Genomic DNA, 16222 nt, shown 5'->3' with positions numbered 1-16222 from the left:
CGAGCGCACCGCCGCCGTGGTCGCCGCCGCGCTCGCCCAGGCCGACGCTGAGGCCGCGCCAGCCACGCACGCCACCTCCGCCACGCCCGACCCCAACGCCGCGACCTCCGCAACGGCTTCTGCCGCATCCGACCCGCACTCGCCCTACAGCGCCCCGCGCGCCGCGGTCGCCGAAGGCAGCCAGGTGGTGCAGGGCCAGGACGTGGTCGCGGCCGGCTTCTGGCGCCGCGCCGCCGCCTACCTGATCGATTCGACCCTGGTCGGCATCGCCTACTACAGCCTGTTCACCGTCGTGCTCCTGCTGGTGTTCGTGCTCGGCACGGTCGGCGACAGCACGCGCTGGCTGGAGAACGGCAGCGCCATGTCGGTGCTGATGATGGTGTTCGGCTACGGCCTGTACGGCCTGATCAGCGCCGGCTACTACGCCGGCATGGAGTCGTCCTCGATGCAGGCCACCCTGGGCAAGCTCGCGGTCGGGATCAAGGTCGTCGACGCCGACGGCGCGCGCCTGAGCCGGGGCCGCGCGCTGGGCCGCTGGGCCTCGTCCTTCGCCAGTTACGCGACCCTCGGCGTCGGCTACCTGATGGTCGCCTTCACCGACCGCAAGCGCGGCCTGCACGACCTGATAGCCGGCACCCAGGTGGTCGACCGCTGGGCCTACACCGCCCGCGCCGAGCTGCAGCGCCGCGAGCTGGGCCCGGTGACCTGGGTGGTGCTGATCCTCGGCGGCGTGGTCTGGCTGGGCGTGATCGGCTTCGTCGGCGCCGCGCTGGCGCTGGGGATGCGCTGAGCGTGGCCGGGTCGCGGTCACAGCCCGGCGGAGCTGAACGGGGCACACTTCGTCACGTGCCCTTGAGGCATTTCGATGCCACTTTATGGCGCCCGCCCCGGCGCCGACCGGAGCGTCCAGCTTGACAGCCGCGGCCGCCTCGTGATTCCACTAGAAAAAGGAAACCTGAACGCCCGCGGCCGAACGTCGCGGGCGTCGCCTTCTTAACCCCCGCCCCGCCGCGCCGGCCCCGGCCCGCGTCGCCGCCCCCCAAAAACGAGATCGAGCAGTCGAGCAGCGCCCCGCCCCGGGGCCCTGCGGAGTCCCAATGGCCAAGAACCTCCTCATCGTCGAGTCGCCCGCCAAGGCCAAGACGATCAACAAGTACCTCGGCAAGGACTTCACCGTCCTGGCTTCCTATGGCCACGTCCGCGACCTGGTGCCGAAGGAAGGCGCGGTCGATCCGGACAACCACTTCGCGATGGAATACGCGGTCATCGAGAAGAACGAGAAACACGTCGACGCCATCGCCAAGGCCGCGCGCGGCGCCGACAACCTGTTCCTGGCGACCGACCCGGACCGCGAAGGCGAGGCGATCAGCTGGCACATCGGCGAGATCCTGCGCGAGCGCGGCCTGCTCGAAGGCAAGCCGCTGCAGCGGGTGGTGTTCACCGAAATCACCCCGCGCGCGATCAAGGAAGCGATGAACCAGCCGCGCGCGATCGCCAGCGACCTGGTCGACGCGCAGCAGGCGCGCCGCGCGCTCGACTACCTGGTCGGCTTCAATCTGTCGCCGGTGCTGTGGCGCAAGGTCCAGCGCGGCCTGTCCGCCGGCCGCGTGCAGTCGCCGGCGCTGCGCATGATCGTCGAACGCGAGGAGGAGATCGAAGCCTTCGTCGCGCGCGAGTACTGGACCATCGAGGCCGAGTGCGCGCATCCGCAGCAGGCCTTCACCGCGCGCCTGTACAAGCTCGACGGCAAGAAGTTCGAGCAGTTCACCATCACCGACGGCGAGACCGCCGAGGACGCGCGCAAGCGCCTGGTCAAGGCCGCCAACGGCGCCCTGCACGTCACCGACGTGACCAGCAAGGAGCGCAAGCGCCGTCCGGCGCCGCCGTTCACCACCTCGACCCTGCAGCAGGAAGCCTCGCGCAAGCTCGGCTTCACCACCTCGCGCACCATGCGCGTGGCGCAGAAGCTGTACGAAGGCGTGGCGCTCGGCGACGAGGGCACGGTCGGCCTCATCAGCTACATGCGTACCGACTCGGTCAACCTGTCGCAGGAAGCCGTGGCCGAGATCCGCGACGTGATCGCGCGCGACTACGGCACCAAGGCGCTGCCGGACAAGCCCAACACCTACCAGACCAAGTCCAAGAACGCGCAGGAAGCGCACGAAGCGATCCGCCCGACCGCCGCGCTGCGCACGCCGGCGCAGATGGCGCGCTACCTCGACGACGACGCGCGACGCCTGTACGAGCTGATCTGGAAGCGCGCGGTCGCCTGCCAGATGGTGCCGGCCACGCTCAACACCGTCAGCGTCGACCTGGCCGCCGGTTCCGAGCACAGCTTCCGCGCCTCGGGCACCACCGTGGTCGATCCGGGCTTCCTCGCCGTGTACGAGGAAGGCAAGGACGCCAAGGCCGCCGAGGACGAGGACGAGGGCCGCAAGCTGCCGGCGATGAAGACCGGCGACCGCATCCCGCTCGACCAGATCCACGCCGACCAGCACTTCACCGAGCCGCCGCCGCGCTACTCGGAAGCCTCCCTGGTCAAGGCTCTGGAGGAATACGGCATCGGCCGTCCGTCCACCTACGCGTCCATCATCCAGACCCTGCTGTTCCGCAAGTACGTCGAACTCGACAGCCGCCGCTTCCGCCCGACCGACGTCGGCCGCGCGGTGTCGAAGTTCCTGTCCGGCCACTTCACCCAATACGTCGATTACGACTTCACCGCCAAGCTCGAGGACGAGCTCGACGCGGTCTCGCGCGGCGAGGAGGAATGGGTGCCGCTGATGGAACGATTCTGGGAACCGTTCAAGAAGCTGGTGGAAGAGAAGAAGGAATCGGTGGACCGCAGCGAGGCGACCGGCGCGCGCGAGCTGGGCACCGATCCCAAGAGCGGCAAGCCGGTCAGCGTGCGCCTGGGCCGCTACGGGCCGTACGCGCAGATCGGCACCGCCGAGGACGAGGAGAAGCCGACCTTCGCCTCGCTGCGGCCGGGCCAGAGCATGCACACCATTGCGCTGGACGAGGCGCTGGAGCTGTTCAAGCTGCCGCGCAAGCTCGGCCAGCACAACGGCGAGGAAGTCAGCGTCGGCATCGGCCGCTTCGGCCCGTTCGCCAAGCTCGGCAGCACCTACGCCTCGCTGAAGAAGGAAGACGACCCGTACACCATCGACCTGGCGCGCGCGGTGTTCCTGATCGAAGAGAAGGAAGAGATCGCGCGCAACCGCATCATCAAGCAGTTCGACGGCAGCGACATCCAGGTGCTCAACGGCCGCTTCGGCCCGTACATCAGCGACGGCAAGCTCAACGGCCGCATCCCCAAGGACCGCGAACCGGCTTCGCTGACCTTCGAGGAAGTGACCAAGCTGCTGGAGGAAACCGGCAAACCGGTGCGCGGCCGCTTCGGCAAGAAGACCGCGGCGAAGAAGGAACCGGCGAAGAAAGCCGCGACCAAGAAAGCCGCCAAGAGCGCCGACGGCGCCGCGCCGGCGAAGAAGGCCGTAGCGAAGAAGGCGCCGGCCAAGAAGGCGGCGAAGAAGGTCGTCAAGAAGGCCGCGGCGAAGAGCACGGCGGCCAAGGCGGTGGCGAAGAAGGCGGTCAAGAAGGTCGCGAAGAAGGCCGCGGCGAAGTAATCGCGCCGACGCGCGGGAACACGGAAGCGGGCGCCTGATGGGTGCCCGCTTTTTTGTTGGTGGCGTCCGCGGACGGAGCGGTCGATCGCGGCTTGTCGTCGTTCGCCGCCACCAGATGGCCGCGAAGGTTCGAACCCGACTGTAGGAGCGACGCGAGTCGCGACCGCGGCAACGCAACTACGACGTAACCCGCGCAATGGCTGCGTTGCCGCGGTCGCGACTCGCGTCGCTCCTGCAGTCGGACACCGACCTTCACGATCCTCGCGCCGCCAGCGACACGACGTCGCAGCACGCAACGCCATCCGTGACGCACCCCGCGTTTCCCACATCGCATCCGCCACCGCACCCCGGCGCATGTCCCCCCAGGCGACCGCCCGCACAGAATCGCCCGCCCCCGCCCACTAGGATCGGCCGCACAAATGCCGGGACGCCGCCGCGCGGCCGTACCCGTTTCGAGACGCGACCGCAGTCGCGCTGTGCCGTTCGCCATCGCGAAGCTGTTGGGGGGCCCGTCACCATTGCCCATCGACAGGTACCGCCATGACCCGCATCCCGCGTTGCACCCTGCTGTCCGCCGCCGTCGCCCTGTGCGCGGCCGCCCTGCCCGCGTCCACCGCCTTCGCCCACGGCTCGTTCGTCAATCCGCAGAGCCGCATCTACAAGTGCTATCTGGGCAACAAGGAAAACCCCTCCGATCCAGCCTGCCGCGCCGCCTGGGCCGTGGCCGGCTCGCAGCTGTTCTACGACTGGAACGGCATCAACCAGGCCAACGCCAACAGCAACCACCAGGCCGTGGTGCCCGACGGCAAGCTGTGCAGCGGCAACAACCCGACCTTCCGCGGCCTGGACATCGTGCGCAGCGATTGGCAGACCACCAACGTGCGCTCGGGCAGCAGCTACACCTTCACCTTCTACGCCACCGCGCCGCACGCGACCAAGGACTGGACGTTCTACGTGACCCCGCAAGGCTGGAACCCGAACTCGCCGCTGCGCTGGGGCGACCTGCAGCAGTTCTGCAAGACCGGGCCGATCCCGCTGTCGGCCGGCAACAACTACCACATCACCTGCACCCTGCCCGCGCGCAGCGGCCGCCATGTGATCTACAACACCTGGCAGCGCTCGGATTCGACCGAGGCGTTCTACACCTGCATGGACGTCAACTTCACCACCTCGCTCGCCGACGCGCGCTCGCCGTGGCGCGAGGCCGGCCCGCTCAACGTGGTCAACGACTATCCGGCCGGCACCGCGGTGACCTTGCGCGTGTTCAACGCCGACGGCAGCGACGCGGAGAAGGTCGAGACGGTGCTGCGCGCCGGCGAAACCTCCACCGCGCAGTGGCCGCAGCGCGTCGCCGAGCAGGTCAACGCGCGCGCCAGGTTCGCCCGCATCGGCCAGCAGCGCGGCGGCCAGGTGCAGGTGCAGGCCGGCACCGACAACCGCGTCTACCTCAGCGGCAATCGTTCCTACGCCTTCGACGTGCGCCTGCCGGCGTCGGCGCAGCCCGCGGTCGATCACGCCCATCACGGCCACTGACGGCGGCCGCGCGATCCGTCGCGGCGGCGCCCTGCGCGCCGCCGCGGCGCATGCGACACTGGATTTTTCGTCGCAGGATCCACCCATGTCCGCCCCGTCCCTGAGCCTGGAACAGTCCGCCGCGACGCTCGCCCGCGGCGGCGTGCTGGTGTATCCGACCGAAGCGGTGTGGGGCATCGGCTGCGATCCGTTCGATCAGGCGGCGGTGCTGCGGCTGCTGGCGATCAAGCAGCGGCCGGTGGACAAGGGCGTGATCCTGATCGCCGCCTCGCTCGATCAGCTCGATGCCTTGGTCGATTGGGCGGCGCTGCCGCCCGAGCGCGCGCAGGCGGTGCGCGCGAGCTGGCCGGGCCCGCACACCTGGGCGCTGCCGGCGACCGCTGCGGTGCCGGCGTGGATCAGCGGCGCGCACCGCAGCGTCGCGCTGCGGGTCAGCGCGCATGCGCAGGCCAGCGCGCTGTGCCGCGCCCACGGCGGGCCGCTGGTGTCGACCAGCGCCAATCTTGCCGGCCATCCGCCGGCGTTCCGGCGCGAGGAATTGGACCGCGCGTTGCTGGCGCTGGCCGACGGCGTGTGCGAGGGCGAGACCGGCGGGCTAGCCGCGCCGACGCCGATCCGGGTGGCGTTGACCGGGGAAGTGCTGCGCGGGTGAGCGCGGATTGCGGGAGGGGGCGCGCTGAAGGCTCCGGGTCCGCGCGTTCGCGGGGATCACGGGCTGGGGCTGCGCGCAGATCAGGCGCCGCTAAGCCTGCGGACGCTCGCAGGTCGGGCGCCCACGACCGCGTCGCCACGACAGGCGGCCACGACGCGGCTCCGACACCGCCGCTACCCGCACGGCGCTAGGCTCGGCCCAACTCGATACGGAGCCTCGCCATGAGTTCTCTGCCGGCCTGGTCGGTCTGGGCCCTGCTCTCGGCGGTGTTCGCCGCGCTGACCGCGGTGTTGGCGAAGGTCGGCGTCGCCGGCATCTCGGCCGACTATGCGACGCTGGTGCGCACCGTGGTGATCCTGGCGGTGCTGGCCCTGCTGGTGCCGCTGAGCGGGCAATGGGTGGATCCGCGCAGCCTGCCGGCGCGGTCGCTGCTGTTCCTGGCGCTGTCGGGGCTGGCCACCGGCGCCTCGTGGCTGTGCTACTACCGCGCCCTGCAGCTCGGCGAGGTCGCCCTGGTGGCGCCGGTGGACAAGCTCAGCGTGGTGCTGGCGGCGCTGTTCGCGGTGGCCTTCCTCGGCGAGCGGCCGTCGCTGCGCGAATGGCTGGGGCTGGGACTGGTCGGCGTCGGGGTGGTGGTGCTGGTCTGGCGGCGCTGAACCGCCGCCGGACGGCGCCCGCCGCGGCTTCTCCCCGACGCGCCGGTGGCGCAAGATGCGCACATGCGCTCCGCCTGGGTCCGCCACCGCCGCTGTCTCCTCGCCGCCGCCGCGGCCGCGCTGGCCGCGACCGCGCTGGCCGCAACCGCCGCCGACGCGCCGGCCAAGCCCGCCGGCGAAGTGCTGATCTACCGCTGCACCGACGATCAGGGCCGGCTGAGCCTGCGCGACACGCCCTGCGCCGCCGGCCAGCGCCAGCAGACCGTGAGCATGATGCGCCCGGTCGATCCGCCGCCGCGCCCGGCCGACGCCGCGCCCGCCGCAGCGAGCGCGACGCCCGCGCGCAACGCCGCACCGCAATACCTGGTGGTGCGCACGCCGCAACCGATGTACGACTGCGTGCGCCCCGACGGCAGCCGCTACGTCAGCGACAACGGCGACGGCAATCCGCGGATGATGCCGCTGGTCGATCTGGGCTACGGCGTGCCCTATTACGAAGGCACCTCGCTCGGCCGCCGCATCGGCGCGCCGACGCCGCGGCCGGGCGATCCGGATTCGCGCATCGAGCCGCGCGTGCGCGTGGCCGATTCGTCCACCCGCATCGCCGTCGGCGGCCGCCACGGCCATGTCTCGTACTCCAGCAACAGCGGCTACGTCATTCCCGGCGGCTACAATTACGGCTACGGGGTGTATTACGGCAGCCAGCTGGTGCGCGACGAATGCCATCCGCTGCCGCAGCAGGAAGTGTGCGCGCGGCTGCGCGACCAGCGCTGGGCCGGCGACCGCCGCTACAACAGCGCGCTGCAGAGCGAGCGCACGAAGATCACCGAGGAACAGCGCGTCATCGACGCGCGCCTGAACGCCGATTGCGGAGCTTACTGATGCGCGTGTGGGGTTTGTGGGCGTTGTTGCTGGCCGCGTCCGGCGCGCAGGCTCAAGGCAAGGTGGTGATCTATCGCTGCACCGACGCGATCGGCCAGCTCACCGTGCAGAACAACACGCCGTGCCCGAAAGGCAGCACCCAGGAAAAACGCATCATCGAGGACGCGCCGGTGTCGTCGGCGCCGCCGACGGTGATCACCGGGCCGGGCCAGTACTCCAATCCCGCGCCGGCGCCGCCGATGCATCCGCCGGTGTCCTCGCAGCTGCCGCAGGTGGCGCGCCCGCCGCAGGCGCTGCCGCCGCAGACGCTGCCGTCTCCATCGGCGCCGGCGATGGCCTCGCCGCTGCCCAAGTCGGCCATCGCCGATGCCGACCGGCTGCCGCCGCCGGCATTGTTCGAATGCCGCACCTACGACAACGGCCGCTACCTCAACGACGACGGCAAGCCGCCGCAGCGCTGCGCGCCGCTGCAGACCACCGGCCTGGGCAACGTCGGCAGCGGCGCCGGCGTGGCCTGCCAGATGGTCGACGACCAATGCCAGCGCATCCCCGACGAGCGCCTGTGCGAGAGCTGGAAACAGCGCCTGCGCGAAGCCGAGTCGGCGCTGCGCTTCGGCCGCGCCGACAATCGCGACGCCTCGGCCGCGGAGTACGCGCGGATCCAGCGCATCGTGGTGGAGAGCACCTGCGGCAAGTGAACCGTCGCCGATGGGCCGCGAACTAGCGGTTTTCGGCGCGGCTCAGAACCCGTAGCGCAGGAACCCGCCGTCCACCGCGATGCATTCGCCGGTGATGTAGCCCGCCGCCGGCAGGCACAGGAACGCGACCGCCGCGGCCACTTCCTCCGGCTCGCCGATGCGGCCGGCCGGGGTGCGCAGCAGCACTTCGTCGAGATAATCCGGATCGGCCAGCTTGTCGGAGGTGCGGCGGGTGCGGATGTACCACGGCGCCACCGCGTTGACCCGGATGCCGTCCTCGGCCCACTCCACCGCCAGGTTGCGGGTCATCTGGTGCATCGCCGCCTTGCTCATGCCGTACGGCGAACCGGTGCGCACCGAGGTGTTGCCCGAGACGCTGCCGACGTTGACGATGCTCGAGGCGGCGTGGCGGGTCAGCAGCGCATGCGCGTAGCGCGAGAGTTCGAACGCGGAGAACAGGTTGATCTCGAACACCTGCCGCCATTCGTCCTCGGTGTAGTCGTTGGTCGGCTTGCTGAGGTTGCCGCCGGCGTTGTTGACCAGGATGTGCAGGCCTTCGCCGAAGTCCTCGACCCAGTCCAGCAGTTCGCGGCGCTGCTCGTCGTCGGCGACGTCGGCGACGAAGCCCTGCACCTCGCGCTCGGGAAAGTCCTCGACCAGTTCGGCGCGCGCCGACTCCAGCGCGGCCGCGTCGCGCGCGGCCAGCAGCACGTCGGCGCCGAAGCCCAGCAGCTCGCGCGCGATCGCCCGGCCGATGCCGGCGCTGCCGCCGGTGACCAGCGCGAGCTGTCCGTCCAATCGCCAACGCTTGGGGTCCATCGGTGCCTCCGTTACGGTCGTTGCAGGTCGCGCCGCGCGCGCGCCGCGCGACCGGCGTAGCATACCGGCCAGACCGTCGAGAGGATGCCGCGATGAAGCCGAGCCTTGCCGTCCTTGTGCTGATCTGCGCCGCGGCCGCGGCCTGTTCCAAGCCGCAGCCGCCGGAGAAGGAACGCCCGGTGGACCCGCAGGCCACGCAGATGCGCGATGCGATCCAGAAGCCGATCCAGCAGGCCAAGGACGCCGCCAGCGGCAGCGTCGACCAGGGCGCGCAGAACACGCGCGATGCGGTCGAGGCGGCGGGCGGTTGAGGCCAGGCCTCGCTTGAGCGGAAAGCATCGGGCCTGAAGGCCCTCCCACAACAGCGCCCCGGACGGCCTGGGCTTCGGCTTTTGTGGGAGGGCCTTCAGGCCCGATGCCTTTGGCTCCGACGCGAAACCGTTCCACAACCAACCACCACGCACGCCGAACCACAAACGAAAAACGCCGCATCGCGAACGATGCGGCGTTTCGTTTTTTGAGCGGCCGGCATAGCGCGCCGGCCGCGAACCCGCACTTACAACGTGCAGAAACAGTAGGCCAGCGCCTTCACCGGCGCGCCGTTGCCGGGCTTGGTCGCGCTTTCGACGAAGCGCAGGTCCGCCGCCGCCTGCGGCACGGCCTTGATCAGCAGGCCGCGGGCGAGCTCGGAATGGCCCAGCACCATCGCGCCGGCGCCGCTGCCGGCGAGGCTGGCGAAGAAGCGCTCGAACGGGCTGGCGATCTTCTCCACGTAGCGCACGCGGAAGTCGCCGGCCTTGCCCAGCTTGGCGCGCTGGGCGACGTCGTCGACGGCCGCCTGCAGGCCGCCCATCTCGTCGACCAGGCCGCGTTCCTTGGCCTGCGCGCCGCTCCAGACCCGGCCGCGCGCGACCGCGTCGACGTCGGCCACCGGCTTCTTGCGCGCCTGCGCGACGCGGCCGGTGAAGTCGGCATAGCCCTTGTTGATGATGGTCTGGATGACCTGACCGACTTCCGGCGTCAGCGGCCGGGTGATGTCGTAGGAGCCGGCGAAGCGGGTGGTGCCGACGCCGTCGGAATGCACGCCGATCTTTTCCAGCGCGCGCGGCACGGTCGGGATCAGGCCGAAGATGCCGATCGAACCGGTGATGGTCGAAGGATCGGCGAAGATGCGGTCGGCGTTCATCGAGATCCAGTAACCGCCCGACGCCGCCAGGTTGCCCATCGACACCACCACCGGCTTGCCGGCGGCCTTCAGGCCGACGATCTCGCGGCGGATCTGCTCGGAGGCGAACACTTCGCCGCCCGGCGAGTTGACCCGCAGCACCAGCGCCTTGACGTTGTCGTCGTCGCGCGCCTGGCGCAGCAGCGCCGCGGTCGACACGCCGCCGACCGTGCCCGGCGGCTGCTCGCCGCCGCTGATTTCGCCCTCGGCCACGACGATGGCGACCTGCGGGCGGCTGTCGGCCGGATTGGTCAGGCGGTCGAGGTTGAACAGGTAGGCGTCCATCGCGATCTGGCGGAAGCCGCCGTCGGCGTCCTCGTCGGCGACGCCGCGCTTGGTCAGGATCTGATCGACTTCCTCGCGGGTCTTGAGGCCGTCGACCAGCTTCAGGCCCAGCGCGTACTTGCCCAGGTCGCCCTTGACCGCGTCCAGCCGCGCCGGCAGTTCGTCGATCGCCGCGTTGAGCGCGGCCGGATCGAGCTTGCGCGCCTTGGCCACGTCGCCGAGGTAGCGCTGCCACAGGTCGTTCATCCAGAACAGGTCGGCGGTCTTGGACTCTTCCGAGGCCGCGTCGAGGATGTAGGGCTCGGCCGCCGACTTGAACTCGCCGACCCGGAACAGGTGCACGTCCACGCCGAGCTTGTCCTGCAGCAGCTGGCGGTAGTACAGGCGATAGCGGCCCAGGCCCTCGAGCATCATCCCGCCCATCGGGTCGAGATAGACCTCGTTGGCCTGCGCGGCGATCAGGTACTGCTTCTGGTCCATGCTCTCGGCGAAGGCGATCACTTCCTTCTTGGCCGCGCGCACCCGCGCCACCGCGGCGGCGACTTCGCGCAGGCTGGCCATGCCGGCCGACTGCAGCTTGTCCAGGCGCAGCACCACGCGCTCGATGCGCTTGTCGTCCTTGGCCGCGTCCAGCGCGCGCACGATGTCGCGCAGCTGCACTTCCGGATTCTTGTCGCCCAGCGCGCGGTTGAGCGCGCGCGAGGCCGGATCGGAGCTGTACTGCTCGACCAGCGCGCCTTCCGGCGCGATCACCAGGGTGGTGCGGTCCTGGAACGGCTTGGTGTTGCCGCCGAACAGCATCGCGATCAGCACGATCAGGAGGAAGCCGAAGAACACCAGGTTGAAGATCAACCGGCGGGTGAAGTTCATCGCGTCCCAGGCGCCAACGAAGAAACGGGCCAGCGGCCCGCGACGTGGGAGGGTCTCGTTCATTGCACAGGCTCCGTGGGTACGCGCTCAGACTAACCCGGCGCGGGGCGGGGTTTCACCCGCCATTCGTAACGTAGGGTGTTTGCAAACTTGCGATTCGGCCGCAATCCGTTCATTTACGCAACGCTGGGCGCCCCGGGTGGGCGCCCGCGGCGCGGCCGTCGCGGCGCGGCCGTCGCGGCCCGCTCCAATGCGGCCCGCTCAGGTGCAGCCGGTCTCGTGCGGGTCGACCTCGTGCGGGGCTTCCCGCGCCATCCGCTCGGCCAGCCGCCCGGGCTGGCTGGAGCGCAGGAAGCGGCTGCACAGCAGCACCGCGGCCACGGTCAGGCCGGCGATCAGACCGATCCACATGCCCTTGGGGCCCCAGCCCAGGCCCAGGCCGAGCCCGGCGCCGATCGGCATGCCCACGCCCCAATAGGCCAGCGCGGCCAGGATCATCGGCACCCGGGTGTCCTTGAGCCCGCGCAGCGCGCCGGCCGACAGCACCTGGATGCCGTCGGGGAACTGGAACATCGCCGAATACAACAGCAGCGAGGCGGCCAGCGAGGCCACCGCCATGTCGGTGGTGTAGAACCCCACCAGCACGTCGTTGGCGCTCAGCAGCAGGATGCCGGACAGCAACTGGGTGCACAGCACGATGGCGTAGCCGGCGAAACCGGCGCGGCGCACGCCGGCGTAGTCGCGCCGGCCCAGGGCGTGGCCGACCCGCACCGTGGTCGCCTCGGCCAGGCCCATCGGCACCATGAAGCACAGCGCCGAGAGATTGATCGCGATCTGGTGCGCCGAGGCCGGCACCTCGCCCAGCCGCCCGATCAGCAGCGCGGTGACGATGAACAAGCTGCCTTCCATCAACACCGTCACGCCGATCGGCAAGCCGGTGGCGAGCAGGCCGCGGATGGTCGGCCAGTGCGGCTTGTCGAAGCGCTCGAACAGGCGCAGGTCGGCGAAGCGTTTGGCGTTGCGCAGGACGAAGAAGAAACCGATCGCCTGCACCCACAGCATCGCCGCCGATGCGATGCCCAGGCCGCCGGCGCCCATCTCGGGCAGGCCGAACTTGCCGAAGGTCAGCACATAGCCCAGCGGCAGCAGCACCAGCAGGCCGCCGGCGCTGAGCAGCATGGTCGGCAAGGTCCAGTGCAGGCCCTCGCTGAGATAGCGCATGCAGAAGAACAACGTCAGCGCCGGCACGCCCCAGCGGATGCCGTGCAGGAACTCGCGCGCGCCCGGCACGATGCCCGGGGCGATGCCCATCGCCGGCAGCGCGTGCGGGATCAAGGTCAGGAACGCGAACAGGAACACGCTCAGCAGCAGCGCCATCCACAGCGCCTGGCGGAACAGCGCGCCGATCTCGCCGCGGCGGCCGGCGCCTTCGAGCTGCGACACCGACGGCGGCACCGACAGCAGGGTTCCGATCGGCACCATCATCGGCAGCCACCACAGCGCGGTGCCGATGGTCACCGAGGCCAGGGTGGTGGTGCTGTGGTGGCCGGCCAGGGTGTTGTCGACGAAACCGATCAGGCCGGTGGACACGTGGCCGGCGACCAGCGGCGCGGCCAGGATCAAGGTAGTGCGGATTTCCCGGAGCAGGCCGGGGCGCGAAACGGAGGGGGACGACGCAGACATGGGGGAACCAACGGCGACTGCGGCCGCGCATCCGGTCGGGGCGCTGGCGCCGGGTCGCGGCGGACGGCTATCTTACCCGCTCGAAAGTGAAGGCCGGGGAGCCTCGTTTCTGGATCCGCATGAGCGCACCTAACGAAGCCAAGGCCGCGTCGGCCGGCCACGGCCACGACGATCACCCCAGCCACTGCGAGAACTGCGACGCCGAGCTGCAAGGCCATTACTGCCACGCCTGCGGCCAATCCGTGCACAACCCGGTACGCAACCTCGGCCACGCGCTGGAAGAGGTGTTCGAATCGTTCTGGCACCTCGACGGCCGGGTGTTCCGCACTTTGCGCGATCTGCTGTCTCCGGGCAAAGTCGCCCGCGAATACCTGGCCGGCCGGCGCGTGCGCTACATCCCGCCGCTGCGCCTGTTCGTGATCGTCTCGGTGGTGACCTTCTTCGTCGCCCAGTTCGCGATCCACGTCGAGAGCAACACCCATTTCGACCTCGACACCGCGCAGAGCACCACGGTGCGGCTGGGCAACGTCAGGAAGCAGATGCGCGACGCCGACAGCGTCGTCGAGGTCGAGGAGCTGCGCGCGCGCATGGTCGGCGAACTGCGCGCCGCCGCGGCCGCCGCGCCGGTCGCGCGCAACACCATCGAAGCGTCGATCGCCGCGGTCCAGCGCCAGGCCGACAAGCGCATCGAACTGCTGCAGGCGCAGCAGGGTCTGGACGCCGAGCAAGTCGCCGCGCAGCGCGCCGAGGGCGAGCGCCTGGCCGGCGCGCCGCGCCCGGGCTCGATCGAGGCGGCCAGGAACCTGGCCGACGTCGAGCGCCTGCGCGACGAACGCATCGCCGCGCTGCAGGCGCAGCGCGCGCAGGCGACGCCGCAGGCGCGCGCGTCGTCCGATTACGCCGGGCTGATCCGCCAGGTCAACCTCGAAGCCGGCTGCCGCATCGCCCAGCTGCAGGTCGCCCATGCCGGCCGCAGCGAAGGCGCGGAGCTGCGCGCGCCCGACCGCCAGCGTTACGGCGAAGTGGAATGCGACGACGACGACGGCCCGCTGTCGTTCAACGGCCGGCCGTGGGATCCCAAGACCAATCCGCTCAAGGTCGAGTGGTGGCCGCAGTTCGCCAACGACTGGCTCAACCGCCAGGTCGGCAAGGGCGAGGTCAATTTCCAGCGCGCGACCAAGGACCCGGCGCTGTACATCCACGCGCTGATCGGCGCGATCCCCTCGGCGCTGTTCCTGATGGTGCCGATCTTCGCCCTGCTGCTGAAGATCGCCTACGTCGGCTCGGGCCGCGGCTATCTCGAGCATCTGGTGGTGGCGCTGTACAGCCACATCTACCTGTGCCTGGCGCTGCTGGCGATGTTCGTGCTGATGCTGCTCGGCGACGCGATCGCGCCGCACTGGAGCGGCGTGGTCTGGCTCAAGGGGCTGGCGATCGGCCTGTTGTGGACATGGATGCCGATCTATCTGCTGATAATGGAAAAGCGCGTCTACGCCAACGGCTGGCCGCTGACCCTGCTGCGCTATCTGCTGATCGGCAGCGCGTACTTCTTCCTGCTGAGCCTGGCCACGGTGGCGCTGATGACCGCGGCGATCGTGCGGATGTAACCGCGCGGCGCGCGGGCGCCGCCGCGGCCGCGCCGACGGCCGGGATTCGAACAGCGAACGCGAGGATGCGATGACCGACGAGACGATCTACGAAGTATCGCTGGACGTGGACGCGGCGGTCGCCGCGCAGTTCCTGGCCTGGCTGCGCGCGCACATCGGCGAGATCTGCGCGTTGCCGGGTTTCCTCGGCGCGGACCTGCACGAGATCGACGATCCGGCGCCCGCGCCGGGGCGGATGGCGCTGTGCGTGCGCTATCGCCTGCGCGATGCGGCGGCGCTGGAGGCGTACCTGCGCGATCACGCGCCGCGGATGCGCGCGGAAGGCTTGGCGCGGTTCGAAGGGCGGTTCGGCGCGAGCCGGCGGGTGATGCGGGTGTTGCCGCGCTGAGCGTTGGTTCGGTCGGGAATGGCCGCGGCGGTCGTCGTTTCGTCGCCTGCGCCAGGCATTCGTCGTAGTTTCGTTGTCGCGGTCGCGGCTTGCGCCGCTCCTACAGGGAGCCCATGCCGCAGCCGAAGCCCCTGTAGGAGCGGCGCAAGCCGCGACCGCGAATCCACGACAACGACAGACCGCTGCGATCTTCGCTCAGGCGCAAACCGAAACGCGGATCGCCGTCATCCCGCGCAATATCTGCGCAAGCGCGCCCGCCAAACCGATCAGCGCGCCAGCGCGTCCTGCAACCACGCTCCACGCTGCGCCGGCGGCGCCGCCAGCAGGCCCGCGCGCAGGCGTTCGCGCTCCTGCGGCGGCGTGCGCTGGGCCAGCACCGCCAGATCCTTGCGCTGCGCGGCGGTCAGGCCGCGCAGCGCGGTCAGCATCGCCGCGTGCTGCTCCGGCGGCAGTTGCGCCAGCAGCGGCTGCAAGGCCGGATAGTCGGCGCCCAGCGCCGGGCCGAGCAGCCAGCCGCGGCGTTCGCTGCGGTCGAGCGCGCCGAACTGGGCGCGCAGCGCCTGCTGCTGCTCCGGCGGCAGCGCCGCCAGGCGCGCGGCGGCGGCTTGCGACTGCGCGCGCTCGTCGGCGCTCAGCGCCTGCCAGGCGAGGTAGCGCTCGCGGCGCACGCCGCGTTCGGCCGCATCGAGTTGGTTCCACTGCGCGGCGCGCTGGGCGAACCCGCGCCGCTGCGCTTCGTCCCAGCCGTCCCAGCGCCGGCCGTTGGCCTCGATCCGCGCGCGCACCGGCGGCGGCAATTTGCTCAGGCTGCGCTCGAGCTCCGGCGGCAGCGCGCGCGCCGGCAGCCACGCCGCGGCGGCCACGGCGAGGGCGGCGGCGACAACGGCGATCCGGTTCATTCGCCCTCCTGCGCGTCGGTTTCCAGGCCCGGAGTGTCGCTGCCCGGCGTGGGCGCGGCAGGCGCCGGCTCGACCGGCGGCGCGGCGGTGGCCGGGATCGTCCCGGCGTCGCGCGCGGCCAGCCAGTTGTGGAATTCCAGGTCGGCCGCGGCGGCCTCGCCCTGCGGGTCGGCGAGCAGGTCGAAATCGCCGGCGGCGATCAGCCCGGCCTCGCGGCCGTAGCGCTCGGACGGGCCGCTGCCTTCGGCCAGCGGCGCCACCGTCACGCCCTCGGGGCCGGCGCCGAGGGCGAACCCGGACGGCCACCAGAAGGTCGCGGCGAAGGCCAGCGCGCACAGCGCCAGCAGGCTCCACAGCAGCGGCATCAGCCAGCGCGGCCGCGGCCGCGGCGCGCCGCCG

At 70.8% G+C, this 16222-nt stretch carries 14 protein-coding genes and 1 pseudogene; 10 read left to right on the top strand and 5 right to left on the bottom strand.

All coding sequences use genetic code 11. The annotated features are described in order from the left end of the window. From A7A76_RS03110 to A7A76_RS03080, 7 genes are all read left to right on the top strand, one after another. Positions 1-790: RDD family protein (locus tag A7A76_RS03110; protein ID WP_206409822.1), on the top strand; the 790-nt coding region annotated here is incomplete at its 5' end. Between the two features lie 307 nt (positions 791-1097). Then, positions 1098-3626, top strand: a complete 2529-nt coding sequence (locus tag A7A76_RS03105) for a DNA topoisomerase I (RefSeq protein ID WP_206409821.1) — start codon at positions 1098-1100, stop codon at positions 3624-3626. A 540-nt stretch (positions 3627-4166) separates the two neighbouring features. Beyond that, positions 4167-5159 (top strand): lytic polysaccharide monooxygenase, encoded by a 993-nt coding sequence (locus A7A76_RS03100; protein WP_206409820.1) that lies wholly within the window; start codon positions 4167-4169, stop codon positions 5157-5159. An 85-nt stretch (positions 5160-5244) separates the two neighbouring features. Next, on the top strand, positions 5245-5811 hold the full coding sequence (locus tag A7A76_RS03095; RefSeq protein WP_206409819.1) for an L-threonylcarbamoyladenylate synthase: 567 nt from the start codon (positions 5245-5247) through the stop codon (positions 5809-5811). A 221-nt stretch (positions 5812-6032) separates the two neighbouring features. Further along, the gene (locus A7A76_RS03090; RefSeq protein WP_206409818.1) at positions 6033-6467 is read left to right on the top strand and encodes an EamA family transporter; all 435 of its coding nucleotides are present in this window, start codon (positions 6033-6035) and stop codon (positions 6465-6467) included. Between the two features lie 63 nt (positions 6468-6530). Beyond that, positions 6531-7349 (top strand): DUF4124 domain-containing protein, encoded by an 819-nt coding sequence (locus tag A7A76_RS03085; protein WP_241200693.1) that lies wholly within the window; start codon positions 6531-6533, stop codon positions 7347-7349. After that, entirely contained in the window at positions 7349-8047 is a 699-nt protein-coding gene (locus tag A7A76_RS03080) for a DUF4124 domain-containing protein (protein ID WP_206409817.1), read from the top strand. The genes A7A76_RS03085 and A7A76_RS03080 overlap by 1 nt, the downstream gene beginning before the upstream one ends. A gap of 42 nt (positions 8048-8089) precedes the next feature. On the opposite strand, the gene A7A76_RS03075 is transcribed toward A7A76_RS03080, so the two are convergent. Next, the gene (locus tag A7A76_RS03075; RefSeq protein ID WP_206409816.1) at positions 8090-8866 is read right to left on the bottom strand and encodes an SDR family oxidoreductase; all 777 of its coding nucleotides are present in this window, start codon (positions 8864-8866) and stop codon (positions 8090-8092) included. A 92-nt stretch (positions 8867-8958) separates the two neighbouring features. Here A7A76_RS03075 and A7A76_RS03070 point away from each other — a divergent pair, with 92 nt between their 5' ends. Beyond that, positions 8959-9177, top strand: a complete 219-nt coding sequence (locus A7A76_RS03070) for a hypothetical protein (RefSeq protein ID WP_206409815.1) — start codon at positions 8959-8961, stop codon at positions 9175-9177. Positions 9178-9422: 245 nt separating this feature from the next. On the opposite strand, the gene sppA is transcribed toward A7A76_RS03070, so the two are convergent. Beyond that, entirely contained in the window at positions 9423-11309 is a 1887-nt protein-coding gene (gene sppA / locus A7A76_RS03065) for a signal peptide peptidase SppA (RefSeq protein WP_206409814.1), read from the bottom strand. Positions 11310-11507: 198 nt separating this feature from the next. Next, the gene (locus A7A76_RS03060) at positions 11508-12929 is read right to left on the bottom strand and encodes an MATE family efflux transporter (RefSeq protein ID WP_206409813.1); all 1422 of its coding nucleotides are present in this window, start codon (positions 12927-12929) and stop codon (positions 11508-11510) included. A gap of 119 nt (positions 12930-13048) precedes the next feature. Between A7A76_RS03060 and A7A76_RS03055 the strand changes: the two genes are divergently transcribed. Continuing rightward, positions 13049-14536, top strand: coding sequence for a DUF3667 domain-containing protein (locus A7A76_RS03055; protein WP_206409812.1), 1488 nt, complete (start codon positions 13049-13051; stop codon positions 14534-14536). Between the two features lie 70 nt (positions 14537-14606). Continuing rightward, complete coding sequence (locus A7A76_RS03050; RefSeq protein ID WP_206409811.1) at positions 14607-14924, top strand: DUF4286 family protein; 318 nt, start codon at positions 14607-14609, stop codon at positions 14922-14924. A 266-nt stretch (positions 14925-15190) separates the two neighbouring features. Here the strand turns inward: A7A76_RS03050 and A7A76_RS03045 are convergent, their stop codons facing one another. Beyond that, a complete protein-coding gene (locus A7A76_RS03045) occupies positions 15191-15823 on the bottom strand; it encodes a DUF3106 domain-containing protein (protein ID WP_206409810.1) in 633 nt (210 codons plus the stop codon). Further along, positions 15820-16222: pseudogene (locus A7A76_RS03040) on the bottom strand (hypothetical protein); the annotation flags it as partial. The gene A7A76_RS03045 and the pseudogene A7A76_RS03040, both read right to left, overlap by 4 nt.

The organism is Lysobacter enzymogenes (assembly GCF_017168095.1).
In the GTDB taxonomy this organism is placed as follows: Bacteria; Pseudomonadota; Gammaproteobacteria; order Xanthomonadales; family Xanthomonadaceae; genus Lysobacter; species Lysobacter enzymogenes_D.
This window is presented reverse-complemented; position numbering and strand designations above follow the sequence as displayed.